The 20,227-nt window shown below is 47.8% G+C and carries 19 protein-coding genes; 16 read left to right on the top strand and 3 right to left on the bottom strand.

Annotation, left to right across the window (positions count from 1 at the left end; genetic code table 11):
* Positions 1–46 precede the first annotated feature (46 nt).
* Positions 47–529: a hypothetical protein gene (locus ORJ00_RS06810; protein WP_306139366.1), complete on the bottom strand. Its 483-nt coding sequence runs from the start codon at positions 527–529 to the stop codon at positions 47–49.
* Between the two features lie 282 nt (positions 530–811).
* Here ORJ00_RS06810 and ORJ00_RS06805 point away from each other — a divergent pair, with 282 nt between their 5' ends.
* Together ORJ00_RS06805 and ORJ00_RS06800 are read left to right on the top strand one after the other, a co-directional pair.
* Entirely contained in the window at positions 812–2,794 is a 1,983-nt protein-coding gene (locus ORJ00_RS06805; RefSeq protein ID WP_306139365.1) for a phytanoyl-CoA dioxygenase family protein, read from the top strand.
* A 289-nt stretch (positions 2,795–3,083) separates the two neighbouring features.
* A complete protein-coding gene (locus ORJ00_RS06800) occupies positions 3,084–3,980 on the top strand; it encodes a hypothetical protein (RefSeq protein WP_306139364.1) in 897 nt (298 codons plus the stop codon).
* On the opposite strand, the gene ORJ00_RS06795 is transcribed toward ORJ00_RS06800, so the two are convergent.
* A complete protein-coding gene (locus ORJ00_RS06795) occupies positions 3,970–5,649 on the bottom strand; it encodes a methyl-accepting chemotaxis protein (protein ID WP_306136731.1) in 1,680 nt (559 codons plus the stop codon). The genes ORJ00_RS06800 and ORJ00_RS06795 overlap by 11 nt on opposite strands.
* Before the next feature lie 198 nt (positions 5,650–5,847).
* Between ORJ00_RS06795 and ORJ00_RS06790 the strand changes: the two genes are divergently transcribed.
* The 14 genes from ORJ00_RS06790 (at position 5,848) to ORJ00_RS06725 (ending at position 18,706) form a co-directional block, all read left to right on the top strand.
* Positions 5,848–7,737, top strand: coding sequence for an alpha-amylase family glycosyl hydrolase (locus ORJ00_RS06790; protein ID WP_306139363.1), 1,890 nt, complete (start codon positions 5,848–5,850; stop codon positions 7,735–7,737).
* A 1-nt stretch (position 7,738) separates the two neighbouring features.
* Positions 7,739–10,159 carry a glycoside hydrolase family 31 protein gene (locus ORJ00_RS06785; RefSeq protein ID WP_306139362.1) on the top strand — a complete coding sequence of 807 codons (2,421 nt, stop codon included), beginning with the start codon at positions 7,739–7,741 and terminating at the stop codon, positions 10,157–10,159.
* Positions 10,160–10,396: 237 nt separating this feature from the next.
* Positions 10,397–11,623, top strand: a complete 1,227-nt coding sequence (locus ORJ00_RS06780) for a threonine/serine exporter family protein (RefSeq protein WP_306139361.1) — start codon at positions 10,397–10,399, stop codon at positions 11,621–11,623.
* Between the two features lie 247 nt (positions 11,624–11,870).
* Entirely contained in the window at positions 11,871–12,728 is an 858-nt protein-coding gene (locus ORJ00_RS06775; RefSeq protein ID WP_306139360.1) for a hypothetical protein, read from the top strand.
* 179 nt (positions 12,729–12,907) lie between these two features.
* The gene (locus ORJ00_RS06770) at positions 12,908–14,935 is read left to right on the top strand and encodes a glycoside hydrolase family 97 protein (RefSeq protein WP_306139359.1); all 2,028 of its coding nucleotides are present in this window, start codon (positions 12,908–12,910) and stop codon (positions 14,933–14,935) included.
* A gap of 204 nt (positions 14,936–15,139) precedes the next feature.
* On the top strand, positions 15,140–15,436 hold the full coding sequence (locus tag ORJ00_RS06765) for a hypothetical protein (protein ID WP_027669985.1): 297 nt from the start codon (positions 15,140–15,142) through the stop codon (positions 15,434–15,436).
* Positions 15,437–15,507: 71 nt separating this feature from the next.
* The gene (locus ORJ00_RS06760) at positions 15,508–15,855 is read left to right on the top strand and encodes a hypothetical protein (RefSeq protein ID WP_306139358.1); all 348 of its coding nucleotides are present in this window, start codon (positions 15,508–15,510) and stop codon (positions 15,853–15,855) included.
* Between the two features lie 173 nt (positions 15,856–16,028).
* Complete coding sequence (locus tag ORJ00_RS06755) at positions 16,029–16,418, top strand: hypothetical protein (protein ID WP_027669987.1); 390 nt, start codon at positions 16,029–16,031, stop codon at positions 16,416–16,418.
* Between the two features lie 242 nt (positions 16,419–16,660).
* Positions 16,661–16,957, top strand: coding sequence for a hypothetical protein (locus ORJ00_RS06750; protein ID WP_306139357.1), 297 nt, complete (start codon positions 16,661–16,663; stop codon positions 16,955–16,957).
* 35 nt (positions 16,958–16,992) lie between these two features.
* A complete protein-coding gene (locus ORJ00_RS06745; protein WP_306139356.1) occupies positions 16,993–17,325 on the top strand; it encodes a hypothetical protein in 333 nt (110 codons plus the stop codon).
* A gap of 38 nt (positions 17,326–17,363) precedes the next feature.
* Entirely contained in the window at positions 17,364–17,735 is a 372-nt protein-coding gene (locus tag ORJ00_RS06740; RefSeq protein WP_027669990.1) for a PH domain-containing protein, read from the top strand.
* A 37-nt stretch (positions 17,736–17,772) separates the two neighbouring features.
* Positions 17,773–18,108 (top strand): gamma-glutamylcyclotransferase family protein, encoded by a 336-nt coding sequence (locus ORJ00_RS06735; RefSeq protein WP_027669991.1) that lies wholly within the window; start codon positions 17,773–17,775, stop codon positions 18,106–18,108.
* Positions 18,109–18,114: 6 nt separating this feature from the next.
* On the top strand, positions 18,115–18,300 hold the full coding sequence (locus tag ORJ00_RS06730; RefSeq protein ID WP_306139440.1) for a DUF5655 domain-containing protein: 186 nt from the start codon (positions 18,115–18,117) through the stop codon (positions 18,298–18,300).
* Positions 18,301–18,334: 34 nt separating this feature from the next.
* Positions 18,335–18,706 (top strand): VOC family protein, encoded by a 372-nt coding sequence (locus ORJ00_RS06725; RefSeq protein WP_027669992.1) that lies wholly within the window; start codon positions 18,335–18,337, stop codon positions 18,704–18,706.
* A 47-nt stretch (positions 18,707–18,753) separates the two neighbouring features.
* Here the strand turns inward: ORJ00_RS06725 and ORJ00_RS06720 are convergent, their stop codons facing one another.
* Entirely contained in the window at positions 18,754–20,220 is a 1,467-nt protein-coding gene (locus ORJ00_RS06720) for an MFS transporter (protein ID WP_027669993.1), read from the bottom strand.
* Between the last annotated feature and the right edge of the window lie 7 nt (positions 20,221–20,227).

Genomic DNA, 20,227 nt, shown 5'->3' with positions numbered 1-20,227 from the left:
CACCGGAGGCTCTGCCTCCGGTGTTGGCTTCGATACTAATACGCGATTAAGCCCGCAACCAACATTGCATTTTAGGGTAACCATCGGCTTGTCCGGCAGGCAGGCACAAGCCATACCAGCTTAACAACGGGTGACCAAAGCCCCCCTGCTCACAAAACGCCGTGATATAAGCAGCTGAACTACCTTTATAACCATCAGGATGAAACAAAAACTCTGGAGGTAACTGCAAGGCCATTAATGCAGCCCAGGACCAGGCAATAGCCGCCATTTCTTCAGCCGCTCCCTGGCCAGCAGATATTCTCACATCATCCTGCAGCAAGTGCCGGCTAGCTGTCGGCATTATCGCAATATGGCCGGCTTCATGCAGCAAATCTCCCGGATTCGCCAGTTGCTCTGGGGCAATACGCAAGCAACCATTTTCAATCTGAACTCCTGGTAAAAAACCCGCCTTTTGCAACGACTGAAACTTCCAGTTAATACCAATAGTGTTGAAAAAATCTAATATTTTACGCAGTTCATCGGTCATCATTACAGTCCCGGTCAATTGATCTGAAAACGAGTAGCTTTATTAGTACTTTTTTCTGTTAGCCTATATTTTTATAAAATAAAGTTAACTAATTAGCCATGTATATTTGCATATGCAGCAGAAACTCAGCGTGTTACCACTCTTTTACTCAAGCTACTGAAGGCGTCAAATAAATGCGTTTGCATAAGGGGCTTAAACCAATCGCCCCGAAATGAAAAGGCCTGATCCACATTACCATGCTGGTACTGGATAACATGGTCAATAATGAACCAAAGGAGTCAGTTTATGCAGGATGAAGTCTTTAGTTGCCCACAGCTGAACAAGCAGCTGCTGGCAAAGTTTTCCAGCGGGATATTACAATGTCAGGGGGCTGATGATGCCAGACCTTTGGTTATTTCACTGCTAAATTCACTTTGCCAACAGCTAAGCCTGGAGTTGCATCCTGATCAATATAAAGATGAAGACTTTACTCTGACTCCTTGCGGTAAAGCTGTATCGCCAACCACTGCAGCCCAATGCGCCGAAGACATTGAACGCAGCCGGGTCTTTATACAAGCTATTTATGCCGCGGTGCAGGAACGACTGACATCAAAACGGCCCATACAGGTTTTGTATGCTGGCACAGGTCCGTTAGGTTGGCTGATATTACCTTTGCTTAGCGTATTCAATGCGCAGCAGCTTCAGGTAACGGCTTTGGATATTCACCCGTTCTCCCTCGACAGCTTTCGTAGTTTATGTAAAACACTTGACCTGGAAGATAGAATTACAGCCTGGGTATGCGCCGATGCAACCGCCTGGCAGCCTGACTCTGGCGTTAGCTATGACATCATCTTGTCTGAAACGATGAATCAGTTTTTAGAACAGGAACCTCAGGTACAAATTTTTGTTCATTTGCAGCGCTACCTGAAAGACGACGGCTGCCTTATCCCACAACAAGTATTGCTGTCGGCAGAACTGGAGTGGCAACACCAGCAACAACTGCGAAAGCATAAATTAGGGCCCGTGTTTTGTTTGGATTTGCAAAGTGCTAAAGCGCTAGCTCAAGGTCAAAACGAGTTGTTACAAAACCAATTACCCTTACCTGAATTTGAACCTGGCCCTGTAGACATTAAATTGTGTACTGAAATTCAGGTATATAAACAGTTTTGTCTGGTAGAAAAGCAAAGCCAGCTAACCTTAGCAAAATATCGTAAGCAACTGTTGATCAAACCCGGCTCTGCACTGGAGTTTAGTTATCAAACCGGGCAACTACCGGTATGGAAATTAAGTTATCAAACTCCGGAATTTGAGTTGGCAGGTAGCGATGATTTAAGCGTCGAAGGACTATTCCATTTCTACCGGTTGTGGCAAAAAATACAGATCAAAAAGTTGAAACGTCCCACTGCATTACCGGCGGACGAATGGTTAGTCGACAGAGCATTGTTAGATTTGGCAGGCTTAGGCCTGCATCCGGGTTTGCAGCTGCTGTATCGCTGCGACAGACTGTCTGAGTTACAACAGGAGATACGCAAGCTCTCACTTAGCGCGAAACAAAAGCAACACATCAACCAACACTTACTCGGCCTCAGTGCTGGTGAGCAACATAAAGAAATACCCTCGGTATTGTCAGAACAACAACTGGCTTTTTGGCAGCAACAGGGGTATCTGGTGATTCCCGGCGTACTAACAGCTGAGCAATGCGCACAAAGCCAAGCCGCTATCTGGCACTATCTTAAAGCTACGCCTGAGCATCCTCACAGCTGGTACCAACATTTAGATTTGTGTGAAAAAATCATGTTGCCGCTGTTTCGTCATCCAGCGTTAGATGCCAACCGCAAAGTGCCCCTGATAAGGCAAGTCTTTGAACAACTTTGGCAAAGAACCGATTTAGTTATGAGCACTGACAGGGTAAGTTTTAACCCGCCACAAACCGCAGAATGGAGATTCCCGGGGCCAGATTTGCATTGGGATATGCCACTTCGTGTTCCTGTTGAGTTTGCAACTCAGGGCTTAATTTATTTAACAGATACCACTGAGCAACAAGGGGCTTTTTGTTGTGTGCCTGGTTTTCATTTACAGGCCGAAGACTGGATAAACAGCCAAAATAAAACGGAGTTTGAGTTACAACAACAGCAATGGGCAGACTGGCCGGTGAAAGCTATTGCTGCCAAAGCAGGAGACTTGATTGTCTGGCATCACGCGTTGCCTCATGGGGCAAGCACAAATACCACAAACACACCGCGCATGGTGCATTACATCAATTGTTACCCGATAAAAAGTGAAGCCTGAATGCAAGAAAAATCAACAATGTACTGGCAGTTGTTGCATAACGAAAGCAGTTAGAACAGCCGCTGCAGCACAGCAAACAACTACTTGCATATTGTTTGGCGCGCGAAATAACCTTAGCGGAACTACAACAAATCGAAGATGGGCTGAATTTGCAGTATCTGGCCATTGCGGCACCAGATTTGAAATCCTGCGATTGAAAAGGTGCTTCGCAGCGCCTTTGCTTTATCTACTGCAACGAATGGTCAATACTGGCATAAACACCCTACTATAACGTGTTACAGAGGCGTCAATGACATTACTTAGTAAGCTAACTCCACTGCAACGTACCGGCGGATTACTGTTGTTAGTCTTCGCGCTAGCCGTTGGAATTTACAGCGGCGTATTACAGCAACGCGTGGTAAACCCAGCACTGGCGCCGTTAGACCAAGAAGCGCAGGCCGCGTTACAGCACAGTTTAGTGCTCAGTAGCGCGTCTTTCGCCACTGCACGCTTAATTGACCGCGGTATTGCTTTTGTTTCTGAAGCTGAAGTGGGCGTAGGCGTTGCCAGTGTCAAACCCGGGCAGTTGTTAAAACCGCTACAAGATATGGCCGTGCGTTACTCTGATTTAATGGTTGTCGCGATGACATCCATTGGCCTGCAGTTGTTTTTATTAGAGTTTGGCAAACTCGCCGCACTGCCGCTGTTTGGTAGCGGTATTGCATTATGTCTGGCGGCAACTTTATTTGGCTCTGTCGGTTGGCGTAAAACAAGTACTTACTTACTGCGTATTTTTATCGCGTTGCTACTGCTAATCCGGATTGGTGTGCCGCTGGCAGCTTTTGGCGTTTCTGCATTGTCTGACTGGGTATTGATGCCGCAACGCATTGCTGCTGAGGCGGCACTCAGTGGTGAAACCCGTGCCTTGCAACGGTTAGACCAACCCTTGCAAAGCAACGAAGAAGGCTCACTTAGCTGGCTACGGCAAATGGCAACCCAAGCCAACGATATGTTTGCGGCTGTAAAAAGCTTTTCCGATGAAATGGTAGAAAAGCTGATTCAACTTATCGTGGTGTATAGCCTGCAAACCCTGGTATTTCCGTTATTGTCATTGTGGATTTTGTGGCATTTAGGCCGCTGGTTTGTTCGTCGACCCGTGCTTTTAATGCCGTCACAGCCCTGGCATACATCGCAAGCTACACCCTAAAGCGCTGTACCAGCGTATTTAAACGCCGTTCCAGCTCAGTGAGATCTCCGGTAGACGTTGCCAACTCTGATGCATTGTTGGCAGCTTGATCAGCTAGCTGCGCTATTTCATGAATACTACGGCTAATGTCTGCAGCTACTGCAGTTTGTTGCTCAGCGGCAGTAGCAATTTGAATATTCATCTGTGTTATTGTACTGACTGACTTAGTAATGGTTTGCAACGATTCACTGGCATTGTCCGCTTGTTTTACCGTTTGCAATGATTGCTCACGGCCCCGCTGCATTACCAATACAGCCTCTTTGGTGCCTTGCTGAAACACATCAATCATTTGCTGAATTTCATTGGTACTTTGCTGCGTGCGCGTGGCTAAGGTACGAACTTCATCTGCTACCACGGCAAACCCCCGTCCTTGCTCACCTGCCCTTGCTGCCTCTATGGCCGCATTAAGTGCCAACAAGTTAGTTTGTTCCGCAATACCACGAATCACGTTTACCACCGAACCAATCTGATCAGCATTGGCACCCAACTTTTCTATAGTATCACCGGCAGAATTTACTTCTGCCGCTAATTTATTTATTGAGCTAATGGTTTGCGCCACACTTTGCTGGCCGCCGACCGCTTCTTTATCAGCATCTTGCGCCGCCGTCGCAGCTAAACCGGCACTGCTGGCGACCTCCTGTACCGCCGTAGACATTTGATATACTGCTGCCGCCACCTGCGTAGTTTCCGCTTTTTGCGTCCCTGCGTCTTTATCGGTCAGGCTGACAATTTGCTGCATCGTTGACGCTGTATTACTAAGCGCTAACACCGCCTGTTTAACTTCACTAACCAACTGCTGAATTTTTTGCGCAAATTCATTAAACCCTCGCGCCACTTCGCCAACTTCGTCAGTAGTTTCAATCTGCAAACGCTGGGTTAAATCGCCTTCACCCTGACCGATATTGATCAGCGCCGATGACGCTTTTTGTAGCGGCTGCACCACTAAATTAGCAACGAATAGCGCCAGCAACACCACTAATATTAACATCACCACCGCGCCAGCAATCATCAATAACAAAGTATCGCGGATCCGCTCTGTAATTTGTCCTTCCTTCTCCACCAGCCGACGTTCAATATCATCGATATAAAAACCAGACCCAATAATCCATCGATTATTTAACATTGCCGCAGCATAGCCCAGTTTTGGCGTTAAGCCACCCCGGGTTTTTTCATCCCACATATAGGTAACAAAGCCGCCACCTTTTTTACCCGCATCAATGAGCTCCCGAATAAGTAACACACCGTTAGGGTCTTTTAAGTCAATGAGGTTACGGCCTTCCAACGCAGCATTGGAACCATGCACAATATTGATACCGTTAAGATCATAAACAAACATATAACCATCATCGCTGAACTTCATCGAGCGGATAACTGACTTTGCGGCATCAAGCTGTTCTGCATCAGGTGTACTCTCCAACAAAAAAGGTGCAACCGCACTAATAGCGATGGCCACATGATGCTGAAGCGCGTCTTGTTTTTCTTGCATCATATCAGCACGAAATTGGCTTATTTCCTCCTCTCCCATAACACGCATTTGGCTGTAAATCAGCAGCATTAGCGCTAGCACTATCGCTAACATTGGGAGCACTGCGAGCAATAACATTTTGTTTTTTAGTGAAAAATTCAACATACACCCCCCTGGGAATGTAACAAACACCGTACTATAAATTACAGCATAGTGTAATCATGCCCAAAAGACAGTGGTATGCGACTATAGTGGGGTAACAGCAACCTCACGAGGTTGCATACGTATGCAGCAGAAATCTGCCTGCAAGCTGTAATACACTCAGTGGTTAAGTATAAAAATAACACTATACAGGGTAGATTTATGCGTAAAACCGCCACCATATTGATGCTAAGTGTCGCCTCCAGCCTGCTGCTGTCGTGTGGCCAGGCACCACAGCAAAGCACACCAGCAGATGAGGAACGCACTGTGACGCCAACCACAACTGGCTCAAAGGTAGTGGTATATCAAGTGTTTACCCGTTTATTTGGCAACAAGAACACCACCAACGCCCCTTGGGGTACACTACAACAAAATGGCGTAGGTAAGTTTGCTGACTTCACGCCTGAAGCTTTAAATGCGATTAAAGCCATGGGTGTGAGCCATATTTGGTACACCGGCGTACCACACCACGTATTAGTGCAAGATTACACCGCTTTTGGCATTAGCAACGACGACCCGGATGTGATTAAAGGCCGCGCGGGTTCACCCTATGCAGTAAAAGACTATTACAACGTTAACCCGGATTTAGCCCTCGACCCGGCCAACCGGCTGGCAGAATTTGAACAGTTAATTGCCCGTACTCATCAGCACGATATGAAAGTGCTGATTGATATTGTGCCAAACCATGTCGCCCGTGCGTACCAATCAGTGTCTACCCCTGATGGGGTAGCTGATTTTGGCGCCAACGATGACACCAGCGTAGCCTATGCCCGCGACAACAACTTTTACTATGTCCCCGTTCAGGCGTTTAGCGTGCCACAGTGGCCCGCAGACTATAAGGTACTGGGCGGTGAAGCGCACCCGGCCGTTGACGGCAAGTTTAACGAAGTGCCCGCAAAGTGGACAGGCAATGGCTCGCGCGCCGCACAGCCCGCGTTTGATGACTGGTACGAAACGGTAAAAATTAACTATGGTGTAAAACCAGATGGTAGCTTCGACTTCACGCAACTGCCCGCAGATTACGCAAACAAAGACTGGCCAGCGCACTATGCGTTTTGGCAAGGCAAAACCGTGCCAGATTCCTGGCTTAAGTTTCGCGACATTACCCTATATTGGCTGGCTAAGGGCGTAGATGGCTTTCGCTACGACATGGCAGAAATGGTACCCGTTGAATTTTGGAGCTATTTAAACTCACATATTAAGCAAACCAACCCCGACGCCTTTCTGTTGGCTGAGGTGTATCAGCCCCATTTATACCGTGACTATATTCGCTTAGGCAAAATGGACTACCTGTACGACAAAGTGGAGTTTTACGATAGCTTAAAACGGGTGATGCAAGGCAAGGGCCCGACGTCGGCATTGGTTGAAACGCAACAGCGTATGGCCGACATTGAGCACCACATGTTGCACTTTTTAGAAAACCACGACGAGCAGCGTATAGCCAGCCCGGAATTTGCTGGGGATGCCCGTAAAGGCATGCCGGCGATGGTCGTGTCAGCAACCATTAGCACGTCGCCTACCATGCTGTATTTTGGCCAGCATGTCGGCGAGCCAGCGGCTACCGACGCTGGCTTTGGCAAGGCCAGCCGCACCACCATTTTTGATTACTGGGGTGAGCCACAACATCAAGCGTGGATGAACGACGGCAAATTTGATGGTGGTGCACTGTCTGCTGAAGCGCTGGCACTGCATAATTTTTATCAATCCTTGCTTAGCTTTACTGTCAGTGCACCGGCGTTAATGGGTGACTATGTTGAGCTACACAGTAGTAACCTTGCCAACAACACTGCCTATAGCGAACAGCAACTGGCATTTGCCCGTTACAACAACGAGCAACGCTTAGTTATCGTCAGTAACTTTAATGCGCAGCAATCCAGTCAGTTTGACTTACATATTCCCGCCACGCTTATGACAAACTGGCAGTTGGCCGATGGCCAATACCCATTACACGACAAGCTAAATGACGCAGCCTATACCCTGCAGGTAACAGACGGCGTAGGTAAGGTTGCGCTGCAACTGGCGCCATTAGCATCAGTAATTTTGGAGCTTTAACATGCGGTTACTTTTTGTTTTACTGGCACTGTGCTGCTCTGGTGCAACACTAGCCGCGCAATACCAACAGCATAGCCTGAACGGTAATCAGCTGAGTATTAATACCGATGAAGGTCAACTAAGCCTGACCTTCTTTCAAAGCGATGTGGTAGAAGCCTTTTATCAGCCCACCGGCGTAAAACAGCTACCGTCGTTTTCTATTAGCCGGCAGCCTGAGCCTGTAACACTGAATATCAGTGAAACAGCCAGCCAGTTAACCCTGGCCAGCGACAACTTAACGGTAAAAATAGATAAAGCGCCCATTAAGCTAAGTTATTATCGCGCCGGTAAGTTACTCCTCAGCGAAGAGCAAGGCTATGTACAGCAACCAGAGCAACAAAGCCATGGCTTTCGTTTTATGCTATCGCCGGACGAAAAACTGCTAGGTGGTGGCCAACGGGTATTAGGCATGAACCGGCGCGGCGAGAAGTTTCCGTTGTATAACAAAGCGCACTATGGTTACAGCACCCAGTCCAGCCAAATGTACTTTAGCCTGCCATTGTTAATATCTAGCAATAAGTACATGTTATTGTTTGATAATTCAGCAAAAGGCGAAGCAGATCTAGGCCACAGCAAAGCCGATGTACTGCAGTTTAGCGCCGAAGGAGGCCGCAGTAGCTACGTTGTTGTCGCCGCAGACAGCTACCCCGAACTAGTAACCAACTACACCAGCTTAACCGGCCGCCAACCACTACCTGCACGTTGGACCTTAGGCAACTATGCCTCACGCTTTGGTTACCGCACGGAAACTGAAGCCCGCGACGTGGTAAAAAAATTCCGTGATTTAAAGCTGCCACTGGATGCCATTGTGCTGGACCTATACTGGTTTGGCCCGGATATTAAAGGCCATATGGGTAATTTAGCCTGGGATCTCAATGCGTTTCCCAAGCCAGAACAAATGCTGGCCGACTTTACCGCCGACGGCGTTAATACCATTTTGGTTACTGAGCCCTTTGTGCTAACCAGCTCAAAGCGCTGGCAAGAAGCCGTAGCTGCAGGGGCTATTGCACCGGGCTTAGATGGCAAGCCTAAAACTTTTGATTTCTATTTTGGCAACACCGGCTTAATTGATGTGTTTAACCCTAAGGCCCGCGACTGGTTTTGGCCAATTTATCAGGGCTTAGCTGAGCAAGGTGTGGCAGGCGTTTGGGGCGACTTAGGTGAACCAGAAGTACACCCGGACGATACCGTGCACGCCATAGGCATGGCCAACGAGGTACACAACGCGTATGGCCATCAATGGGCTGACATGGTGTATAGCGGTATGCGACAGCATTTCCCCGCGCAACGGCCCTTTATTATGATGCGTGCAGGTAACGCCGGTAGCCAACGCTTTGGCATGGTGCCCTGGACTGGCGACGTTGAGCGCAGTTGGGGTGGCCTTAAACCTCAGATTGAACTGGCGCTAACCATGGGGTTATCCGGCTTTGGCTATATTCATTCTGACTTAGGTGGCTTCGCCGGGGGCGAACAATTTGATGCTGAATTATATATCCGCTGGCTGCAGTATGGGGTATTTCAGCCGGTATTTCGCCCACATGCCCAGGAGCATATCGCGCCGGAAATGGTGTTTCACGATAAGCACACCATTGACACACTGCGGCCCTGGTTAAACCTGCGCTATCAGTTATTGCCCTACAACTATACCCTGGCGTACCAAAACAGTACCACTGGTATGCCGCTAATGCGCCCGCTGTTTTTTATGGCCGACGATTTAGCAAATATCACCGATTTAATGGAAGAAAAAAACAGCTACCTGTGGGGCGACGCCTTCTTAGTTGCACCGGTAACAGAACCCGGCGTAACAAGCTGGCCAGTGCAGTTACCCGGTGGTGTATGGTTTGACTATTTCTCTGGCCAGCGCTATGCCGGTGCTAACAAAGTGGAGCTGCCGGTAACACTGGATACGATACCCGTGCTGGTGAAAGCTGGTAGCTTTGTGCCGATGGCACCACTGGTACAAACAACGCGTGATTACTCCAGCAAAAAGCTGACGCTACATTACTACGCCGATGCCAGCGTAAACTGCGCCAAAGGCGAAATGTATGAAGACGATGGCAAAACACCAGACGCCGTAGCGAAAGGCCAGTTTGAGCTGCTGAATTTTTACTATCTGCAGCAAGATGAACAGCAAAAGTTTGAACTGCGCCGCAGTGGTGACTATGCCGGCAAACCTGAAAGCCGCGAACTCACACTGGTGGTACACAACCAAACCGCCACACCAGAGCATATCAGCGTTGATGGCCGTTATATTCAGTTGGTACCGCAGCAAGCGCGCTTTAACCGTATGCAAAATGTGGCTTGGTATGATAAGGCCAACCGTCAGCTTAAGGTAAAACTGGATTGGCAGGCAGACAAAGTGCAACTCCTTGTACAAAAGTAAAATACTACAACAGTGAGCTTGTCGTCTGGCGAACCAGGCTAATATTTATTATGAGAGAGCCGGATTATTCCAAACCAACGTTAAAGCCCGGGATGGACTGCAACGAACCCATGGATGGGTTCACAGCGTGTTGGCACGAATAAACCGGTTTGTTTAGCCTAAAGCCAGTGTATAGGCTGATATCTGTGAATATTTCCATTACAATTAACTGCTTAAACAGCCATATGGATCCTTTACGTGTACAGCGCCGACTTCACGCAAAAACGCAAATTTATCGTTAAACTGGGCAAAATGCTGCATAAATACGGCACACCGGCTTATCGGCTTGAAGCTCACCTGCACGAGCTTGCGCTGCACCTTGATGTGAAGGCGTCCTATATTATTTCACCTACGGCCATGATCTTCGTTATTTGGACAGAAGGCCATGAGCAAGAATATACCCAAGCCGTGCGGGTTGAACCGGGCGGCATGGATTTAGGCGCACTATCGCGCACTGACGAGCTGGTTGACCAACTGTTGCAAGGCAAAGTAAGCATAAATGAAGCTGATGCGCTGCTTGATGCCATAGATGCGCGCCCCAACCCCTATGGCAAATTACCCACGGCACTTGCCATGATGATGTCAGGCGGGGCTTTTGCCATGCTAATGGCCACCAGTTGGAATGACGTATTGTGGGCGTCTTTGCTGTCGCTTTTAGTCTACGGATTTATGCTGTGGTCCGAACGCTCGCCCCGGTTAGCGCACATGTTAGAACCGCTGGTTGCCTTGTCTGCAGCACTGGCTGCCTGTGCCATTAGCCGTTATATCGACCCCGGTATTAATATTCGTTTAGTGGTGCTGTCCGCCATTATTGCGTTTATTCCCGGCTTGGCCCTAACGCTGGGCTTTGCCGAACTCGCCGCGCGCCATTTGGTGTCAGGCAATGCCCGTATTATGGACGCCATGATGCTGCTATTTAAGCTGTATTTTGGCGCCTTTGTCGGTATCGCTATTGGTTTTGCCCTATTTGGTCAGGTCGACTTTGTTAAACCAGAGCCAATATCACGTGACTTTGCCTGGCTAGCTATTGGCATTCTTGGCATCTCGCTAATGATTTTATTTAAAAGCCGTCCCAAGTACACCCTGTGGTCTTTGGCATCAGGCTTTATTGCCTATGCGGTAAGTGTGCAAGGCGCCGCATGGTTTGACTACACCATAGGCGCTTTTCTTGGGGCTTTCGCTGTAGGCATTTACAGTAACCTGTTTACCCGCTTAGCCAAAGCGCCAGCCGTTATTGTCGCTATGCATGGTCTTATTGTGTTGGTGCCGGGCAGTAAAACCTACATTGGCTTAAATTCGCTTATTTCAGGCCAGGACTTTGTGGTATCAACCGGGGTGGGCCAACAAACCTTCTTAATCTTTATGTCACTGGTCGCCGGGCTAATATTTGCCAACGTCGCCTTACCGCCAAAGAAAAGCCTGTAATTAATCGAACTACCGCTAGCATATTGTGATGGCTTAATCGCTGCCGGCTAGCGGGTCAAACCCACACTGTTTGGCCAATACCTCGCCAATAAACACCCCGCAAAAAACACAAATTGCACACCTAAAGTTAAAATATTTACTTTTTATCAACTTTTATCATTGCATTAACGCCCATCGGAACTTAACGTTTTACTCTTCCCTTTTGCAGGGTTTAGTAAAAACCACCTTTATATCAAGGAGAGCCAAGATGGTTAAAAGACGTCGTGAACTTACACCTAGCTGGTTGTATCGCAGAGTAGGCACCGATACCGTCTATGCACGCGACCGGGCGGGTCGCTATTTATGTTACCGCCTAAACGGCCAGCAAGTACGACAAACCGGCACGGGCATTACCAGTCTGGGGCCCATTTATGGCCGGGTAGATTTTAGTAACAGTAGACGCTTTACCGGCCGCACCCGAAATCAAGGCGCACTGGCGGTGGCTTACAATACCAGTGTTCACAGAATAAGCAGCGGCTGGACGCCACTTCCGCAAACCCGCCCTACCTCCCGCCGCCAAACCAATCAAGGAATGAGCCCCTGCATGCTAGCGCTGACCGGAACGGCTCGCTCCGCCACGAGTTACGCCATTTGGTACGACGGCAATCATCCGCAACGGGGCATAAAAACCACATTGCAGTGGGAATGGTGTCATCTTCTGGCTCATTCCATGGCAGGAGCTGACAACCAGACGAATATTGTCGCTGCGGTTAAAGGTAACAACTCTGAGCAATTGGCGATTGAAAGTGCACTGCAGATGTATCGTTGTGAGAATATGTTCGAAATGAATATTTCAGCGGCGTGTATCGATAATTTACACGGTCGTCACTTGGGCAATGTGATTAAATATGAAATTCGCTGTCGCCATGGCGGCAACAATTATGTGCAATACCTAGACTGCCTGAATGCACCAAGGCCGTCAGCAATTCATTACTACAACATATTAGAAAGCGTGGCGTTATGGGCTAATCGCAAACTGGAAGCTGTATCCAACCAAATGCATAATAATAGTGTTTCCGCTTCAGAACGCCGTTTAGTGTTAAATTACATCAATGATGATGTTTAAATCTGACACCGCTGTGTAATGATCTAAAGAGCCATAGTCAGCCATCACACTGTTAGCTGACTATGGCACTACAACTGGTCAGGGCCGTTATTGAATACGTATGCAATACCATGGTTTGGCTTGCTACACACTGCTTCGATACTCTAGGGTTAAACCTTTGTTACTGTATCGGAAAAATTATGCGCCTGTTTTCTGCCCTGTGTCCGCTGTTTGCCGTTATAACCAGCTTATCTTTGTCCGCCGCCACCTTAAGTGTGACATCACCAGATGGCAATATCGAACTGATACTAGACGACACCCACCTTAGCTATCAGGTGCAGTTTCACGGCCAACAGGTAATAGCGCCTTCTGCACTGGGCTTTCGTTTTCTGCAGCTACCAGCGCTGGGGGAAGGCTATAAAATTACCGGCCATAGCCGCAATAGCGTGAACCAAAACTGGCAGCAGCCGTGGGGCGAACGTGCAACGGTACTAGACCAGCATAACGAATTAGCAGTAACGCTTAAGCACCCAGAGCGCAAAGCGCCTTTTACCCTCCGCGTTAAGCTGTTTAACGACGGCCTGGGCTTTCGCTACGAAGTACCGCAGCAAGGCGTAGCTAAGCTGGACATTATTGATGAGCTAACGGAATTTCGTATTAGCGACAGCAAACAAAGCACCGCCTGGTGGATACCTGGCCGCGGCTGGAACCGCTATGAAATGCTGTATCGCACTACAGCGCTAAACGAAGTCGACCGCGCCCATACGCCCTTTACCTTTAAACTGCCAAGCGGCGTGCATCTTAGTATTCATGAAGCAGCGTTGGTCGATTTTGCTGCCATGGTGTTGGATCAGCAACGCGACGGCGTACTTAAAAGCGATTTAACACCCTGGTCAGACGGTATTCGGGTAAAAACCAACGGCAGCTTTACCACGCCATGGCGCACTATCCAAATCGCCAATAATGCCGTTGGCCTGATAAATTCTGACCTTATATTAAATTTGAACGAGCCAAATAAACTTGGCGACGTTTCCTGGGTAAAACCGGGTAAATATGCTGGCATCTGGTGGGGTATGCACCTAGCGACCCAAACCTGGGGCAGCGGGCCTAAGCACGGCGCCACCACTGAGAATACTAAACAGTATATCGACTTTGCTGCCAAAAATGGTTTCGATGGCGTATTAGTGGAAGGTTGGAATATCGGTTGGGACGGCGAGTGGTTTTTAAACGGCGCGGTATTTAACTTTACTAAGCCCTACGCTGATTTTGACCTGGCCGAGGTTACAGCTTACGGTGCATCAAAAGGCGTGAAGCTGGTGGGCCACCATGAAACCTCGGGTCATATCAGCAATTATGAAGCGCAAATAGCAAATGCCTACGACTTATATGCCAAACATGGCATTAGCCAAATAAAAACCGGCTATGTTGCCGACGGCGGCCAGGCGACACGAATAGATGAAAACGGTATAGAGCGCAAAGAGTGGCACGACGGCCAGTTGATGGTAAACCATTATCTGTATTCAGTGACTGAAGCAGCCAAACGGCAGATCAGCATTAATACCCATGAACCCATCAAAGACACCGGCCTGCGCCGCACCTACCCGAACTGGCTTAGCCGCGAAGGCGCCCGTGGCCAGGAATATAACGCCTGGGGCTCACCACCGAACCCACCAGAGCATACGGCCATGCTACCGTTTACCCGGATGTTATCCGGCCCGATGGACTTCACGCCCGGCATTTTTAATTTGGCTTATAACGGGCTGGATGCAGAAAACCGCGTGCAAACCACACTAGCCAAACAGTTAGCATTATATGTGGTGCTGTACAGCCCCATTCAGATGGTGGCCGACTTACCCGAGCATTACGACGCCCACCCTGCTGCGTTTCAGTTTATTAAAGACGTACCCTCCGACTGGGCACAAAGCAAAGCACTGCAAGGCGAAGTCGGCGATTTTGTGGTATTCGCCCGCCAGGATAAACACAGCGATGACTGGTATGTTGGCGCGCTTACCGACGAAAAGCCCCGCACTGTTACGGTAAAACTGGACTTTTTACCGGCTGGTAAACGCTTTAGCGCGCAAATTTACCGCGATGGTAAAGACGCCGACTGGCGTACTAAACCGTACGAGATGATTATCGAGCAGCAAAGCGTAACCGCCAACGACAGCTTAACTTTACCAGTCGCCAGCAGCGGCGGCGCCGCCATCCGCTTTAAAGCAGAAAACTAAACCCACGCAAAACGTTCTACAAAGCGCTGAAAATCAGCGCTTTTTTCGTTAATCAACACACCGCAAGTTTGCCCCCACTTTCAACACCCATTTTATGCTTCGACCAGGTAAGATGTAGTTGATTTAGTGAAAAATATTAGCTAGTTTAACAAAATGTAAATACTGGATATAAAGAAAATTTCCGTGTGAAAATAGGGACACCTCATGACCAAAAATGAAGTTGAAGCTCATTTGCTTTTTAATAAAATGCAAAGAAAAGAAGCAATATTAGAGGAGTTTGAAAGGCTTCGTCCAAATTGGAAAGGCAGTGTAATCAGATTTGCTAGCATGGTTTTAGGTATAGCATTTTTAATCTTGATGTACCCAGAAATCATGCAGCAGCCTGTATTGTATGTTTTTTTAATACTTATTTTTGGTATGAGTGCCGAATTGCATGCAGAAAGCAAAAAAATCAATAAGCGTATAGATGCGTTGCACAGGTTGTTAAACGATGATGTATGACAAGGCGCTATTGTCGCCCCAAAGCTTTGCGTTAGCTGTGTTTCGGCCTCAAATCACATAAGGAAGATAAAATGAAAATTAAGGCAAGTTTACTGGTTACTACTTTACTGGCGTCGGTGTCATGCTTCGCGGCTGATACTTACCAAGTATCCACGTCTGTGTACTCTCAGGGCAAACTGGTTGCTTCTCCAACCATGGTAGTTGAGGCAGATAAAATGGGCTCAATCACTATGGATAATGGCTTCAGCTATAACCTTACAGTTAAACCAAACCAAGATGAAACCGCAGGTATTGTTGCTGCAGTTACCGTTGGTGATAGTACGATGAATCCTTCATTTACTGTTGCCTACGGTAAAGAGGCAACAATGGAAATTGGTGCTCAAAAACTGACGCTACTGGTAAATAAGGTTGGCAGCTAACAAGTTACTAAATTTCGTTCCGGCCACTAACATCGTGGCCTCCACGGGACTGGAATCGCGAGTTGCTCACGTGAGTGGCGGGCGTTATAGCTAATTAAGATCTAGTCTTATAGACAACACTACAAGCCATCTTTCTAGCTTATAACCTTGCTGTTACGCAGGACAAGTATTCGATGATTACGTTATTCGCCCAGGCGATTGTTACTCTAACTGGGGTTTTTCTTCTTTGCCTGGCAGTGGCTTCGGTATTCAGGCCACGGCTAGCGGCACATTTTCTGAATGGGTTTGCCAACTCTGCGCGGGCACATTACAGCGAAATCAGCCTAAGGCTGCTTGTTGGTGCGGCCCTTATACTGGCAGCCCCAAGCATGCATTTCTCCTACGTATTTAAGCTGTTTGGCTGGTTGATTGTTGTTACTAGTATGGTATTACTGCTATTGCCATGGCGTTGGCACCAGCGCTTTGCCCAAACTGTACTGCCACCACTCACCAAGCAGGTGTGGCTGTTTGCTCTGCTTTCACTACCCCTTAGTGTTGCACTTCTTTACGCTGTTCTATTTTAAATACTGGTGATTGCTACTTAATTCCTTACGCTAGACGCGATGATGTTTGTTACCTACGAGGAAAACTAGTTGCCCGGCTGAGTTTAAGCAAATTGAACTGCTGATTGAAAAAGCTTATTAGCTTCCACTACCGCCACACAAACTGCCATTTCCCTGCGTTACCGCCACTAAACGTTATCTGCTATAACCACTCACGTTTGGTGTTATAGTTTTGCCAGACTGATCCGGCATAAGGCCCTAACATGCACGTAGATAAAGCGAAAAAACGTATCGCCAAACTTATCAACAAAGGCTTTGGCGGTTACCCACAAATTGAATTGGCCTACTTTGGTGCTACTGAAGATTGTGCTACTGAAGTGGTAGTTAGTTTTGTCTTAACTGAAGGCGACGCACCGCAGCAACAGCGCTTTACCAGCACGCAAGATGTGCGCAACGATGAAACCATTCAATCAGTACTAATTAAAATTATCGACCGCGCTAACGCTGGCACAGTAACAGAAGTAGCTGGCGTTGCTTTACCACAAAAAAACATTCTATAGTGTATTTGGCAGTAAAACATTGGAGCATTAGCGAGATGAAGCCTGCGTTAAAAGCCCTGTCTGAACTCATCGCTAAAGCGAACGATAGGTTTTATGCAAAACACCCAAAAGTACATACAGTAATGGGTATTATGGATAAAGCCTTGCGTAATCAAGGTGTGGCTGCCGATGCTATAACACTTGATTGTTCAGCACTTGACCGGAAAATTGTATTCTTATTGCCTGACAGCAGCCCTGACAGGTTTACAGTTGCCATTGGTAATAAAGCTGGTGACATTCACAGTAGCTCTGAACATGATAGGCCTGAACTCACGGTAAGCCAGATTGTCAGTCTATTAGAAACGCACCTACTAAGCGATAATGCTTAAGTTTGAGTGACTTAAACTAACACAACTATAGAGTTAACATGATCGACTTTAACAATAAAACAGTGTTTAAGCTAAAACAAAACCCCGAGTATGCCGAAAAAGTTAGCAGCTTGCTGCTTGGTGATGAAAGCATTGTCGACAGCTACAGTTCAATGCGTGACGGCGTGGTGTTTACCACTAAACGCATCATAGCCGTAAACGTGCAAGGCCTTACTGGCAGTAAAAAAGACTTCACTTCAATGCCTTACAAAAATATTGTCGCTTATTCAGTAGAAACCTCTGGTACCTTTGATCTGGATTCAGAACTGGAGCTGTATTTCTCTGCCATTGGCAAGGTGCGGTTTGAATTCAGTGGCAAAACAGCGATTATCGAAATATCAAAGCATATTTCACAGCATGCTTTGTATTAATAGATTTGTTTTGCGTCAGAGACTAACAAGGTAAACCATGCCTTTATTATTTTCCTACGGCACATTGCAACAACGTGAAGTGCAACTGGCTAATTTTGGCCGCGAGTTAAACGGCAGCAAAGACTTACTGCAAGGCTATATCGTAGCTGAAATAGAAATTACCGACGCGCGTGTGTTGCGTGAGAGTGGTAAAGCTATGCATCCTATTTTGCGTTACAGCGGTAATATTGCCAATGAGGTGAGCGGTACCGTATTCAATTTAACGGATGCGGAATTGGCGCAAGCAGATGACTACGAAGTTGAAGCGTATGTACGTATTCAAGTCACATTACAATCTGGCACCCAGTGCTGGATTTATGCTGCAGCTATATAAGCCTTAATTTCCTCCTCAACTGCAACCCGGCTAGACTTAGGACTTAATTTAAAAGGAGTTGAACCGGCAGGAAAACTTGAAGCGTCTGGCAGCTTTAATGCCATGTGCAGCCACCGCATACGCTTAACCTGTGCAACGGATATTGATGATCACGTTAAGCATTGGCTGGCAGAGGCTTATAAACGCAGCTAAGCTGGCTAAACAATTCCAGTAAGGAGAGATAAAAATGGATCTGGGTGCATTTTCTGTCAGCTTAACGGTTAAAGATATTGCCGCTTCCAAAGCCTTTTACGAAAAGCTCGGATTTACTTACAAAGGTGGCGACCAAAGCCAGGGCTGGCTAGTGCTGAAAAATGGCACTACGGTTATCGGTTTATTTCAAGGCATGTTCGATAAGAATATTCTTACCTTTAATCCGGGCTGGGACAGCAACGCGCAACACCTGGCTGAATTTACCGATGTACGCGATATTCAAAAACAGCTACAAGAGCAAGGTATTACGCTGGCAGTAGCCGCAGATGCCAACAGCAGCGGCCCTGCGCATATTGTGCTGGAAGACCCGGACGGCAACCAGATTATGCTGGATCAGCATCGCTAAAAAACAACAAAGGCGCCCAAGGGCGCCTTTGTTAATATAGCGGGATGTTATTTCGCTGTGACAGTGTCTGGTTCTTTCACCAACCACACCGACAGTGCGCCCAGCACCATGGCAGCACCGGCCAGCATCACAATATAGACGGCATGGTTTTCAAACACGGAGCCTAAAATCCAGCCAGCAATTAAACCTGAGATAATCTGTGGCGCAGCAATGGTAAAGTTAAATATGCCCATGTACACACCGGTTTTCTCTGGCGGTAACGCGCCAGCGAGTATTGCATAAGGCATCGCCAAAATTGCCGCCCAGGCGATACCTACACCTATCATGGGCAGCATCAAACCTAACGCGCCTTTGGGGATTTCTACCTGGGTGATAAGCAAGTTAACGTGCGTCATGCTGGGATCGGTAAACAGCACAAAGCTTAAGTAGCCTAAACCGCCGGCTAACAACGACATGGAGTAGACAAACTTACGGCCAAACAGGTTAGCCAGTTTAGCCATGACCAAGGAGAACAGCACAGCAAACAGCGAGTAACCAGCGTATAAAATACCTACCCAGTCCCCTGCTGCGCCTTTAGCTGCAGCAATATGCGCCGGTACACCGCCCATTTGCGCAATGTAGCTGCCATCGTACCATTCTACGCCCACACCCCAGGTGTTTTGCGCAATAGCGGCGGGAAAGTAAGTCCACATAATAAACAGCGCAAACCAGGAGAAAAACTGCACCAATGCCAACTGTTTCATTATGCGCGGCATGCTTTTCATTGTTTGCCAGAAATCACTGAGTTTTTCAGTTAACGAACGTGATTGGCGTACCTGCTCTGCCAGCGCTTGTGCCTCTGAATCCAGGCCTTTATAAGCATAATATTGTTCTGGCGCGTATTCTTTGGTGCGAAACACTGTCCATAACACACTGCCTAACAGCACTGTTGCGCCGATGTAAAACGCCCACACTACCGAGGGCGCCACCTCACCGGCTTTAGAGGCGTTCTCCAGCCCGACGACGTTAGTCAGTACAAACGGCAAAATAGAGCCAAACACCGCACCGATATTGATCAGCAACGTTTGTACCGAGTAACCCAGGTTGCGCTGCTCCGCCGGCACCATGTCCGATACCAAGGATCGAAACGGTTGAAAGGTAACGTTAAACGCCGCGTCTTTAATGGCAAAGATCACCAGACCAAACAACATTGGCGGAATAAACGCCACCATCATTGACGCGTTAGGTAACAACACCATCGCTGCAGCCGCCACAATGGCACCACCAAGCATAAAGGGTAAGCGTCTGCCCAGTTTGTTCCAGGTTCGGTCTGAGGCAGCGCCCACAATAGGTTGAACCAGCAGCCCCATGATAGGTGCAGCCAACCAGAATAACGACAGGGACGACAAGTCAGCACCTAAGTCTGACAAGATGCGGCTAACGTTACCATTTTGCAGTGCAAAGCCTATTTGAACCCCTAAAAAGCCGAAACTGAGGTTCCAGATCTGCCAGAAGGATAACTTAGGTTGTTTCATTACTCGT

It is taken from the genome of Rheinheimera baltica (assembly GCF_030731985.1).
GTDB lineage: Bacteria > Pseudomonadota > Gammaproteobacteria > Enterobacterales > Alteromonadaceae > Alishewanella > Alishewanella baltica.
This window is presented reverse-complemented; position numbering and strand designations above follow the sequence as displayed.

Excerpts from the sequence above, each read along its gene's own strand:
- ORJ00_RS06775 (WP_306139360.1), top strand. The coding sequence starts at position 11,871 with ATGGTTAAAAGACGTCGTGAACTTACACCTAGCTGGTTGTATCGCAGA.
- ORJ00_RS06760 (WP_306139358.1), top strand. The coding sequence starts at position 15,508 with ATGAAAATTAAGGCAAGTTTACTGGTTACTACTTTACTGGCGTCGGTG.
- ORJ00_RS06735 (WP_027669991.1), top strand. The coding sequence starts at position 17,773 with ATGCCTTTATTATTTTCCTACGGCACATTGCAACAACGTGAAGTGCAA.
- ORJ00_RS06745 (WP_306139356.1), top strand. The coding sequence starts at position 16,993 with ATGAAGCCTGCGTTAAAAGCCCTGTCTGAACTCATCGCTAAAGCGAAC.
- ORJ00_RS06790 (WP_306139363.1), top strand. The coding sequence starts at position 5,848 with ATGCGTAAAACCGCCACCATATTGATGCTAAGTGTCGCCTCCAGCCTG.
- ORJ00_RS06720 (WP_027669993.1), bottom strand. The coding sequence starts at position 20,220 with ATGAAACAACCTAAGTTATCCTTCTGGCAGATCTGGAACCTCAGTTTC.
- ORJ00_RS06785 (WP_306139362.1), top strand. The coding sequence starts at position 7,739 with ATGCGGTTACTTTTTGTTTTACTGGCACTGTGCTGCTCTGGTGCAACA.
- ORJ00_RS06805 (WP_306139365.1), top strand. The coding sequence starts at position 812 with ATGCAGGATGAAGTCTTTAGTTGCCCACAGCTGAACAAGCAGCTGCTG.
- ORJ00_RS06770 (WP_306139359.1), top strand. The coding sequence starts at position 12,908 with ATGCGCCTGTTTTCTGCCCTGTGTCCGCTGTTTGCCGTTATAACCAGC.
- ORJ00_RS06800 (WP_306139364.1), top strand. The coding sequence starts at position 3,084 with ATGACATTACTTAGTAAGCTAACTCCACTGCAACGTACCGGCGGATTA.
- ORJ00_RS06810 (WP_306139366.1), bottom strand. The coding sequence starts at position 529 with ATGATGACCGATGAACTGCGTAAAATATTAGATTTTTTCAACACTATT.
- ORJ00_RS06755 (WP_027669987.1), top strand. The coding sequence starts at position 16,029 with ATGATTACGTTATTCGCCCAGGCGATTGTTACTCTAACTGGGGTTTTT.
- ORJ00_RS06725 (WP_027669992.1), top strand. The coding sequence starts at position 18,335 with ATGGATCTGGGTGCATTTTCTGTCAGCTTAACGGTTAAAGATATTGCC.
- ORJ00_RS06795 (WP_306136731.1), bottom strand. The coding sequence starts at position 5,649 with ATGTTGAATTTTTCACTAAAAAACAAAATGTTATTGCTCGCAGTGCTC.
- ORJ00_RS06765 (WP_027669985.1), top strand. The coding sequence starts at position 15,140 with ATGACCAAAAATGAAGTTGAAGCTCATTTGCTTTTTAATAAAATGCAA.
- ORJ00_RS06750 (WP_306139357.1), top strand. The coding sequence starts at position 16,661 with ATGCACGTAGATAAAGCGAAAAAACGTATCGCCAAACTTATCAACAAA.
- ORJ00_RS06740 (WP_027669990.1), top strand. The coding sequence starts at position 17,364 with ATGATCGACTTTAACAATAAAACAGTGTTTAAGCTAAAACAAAACCCC.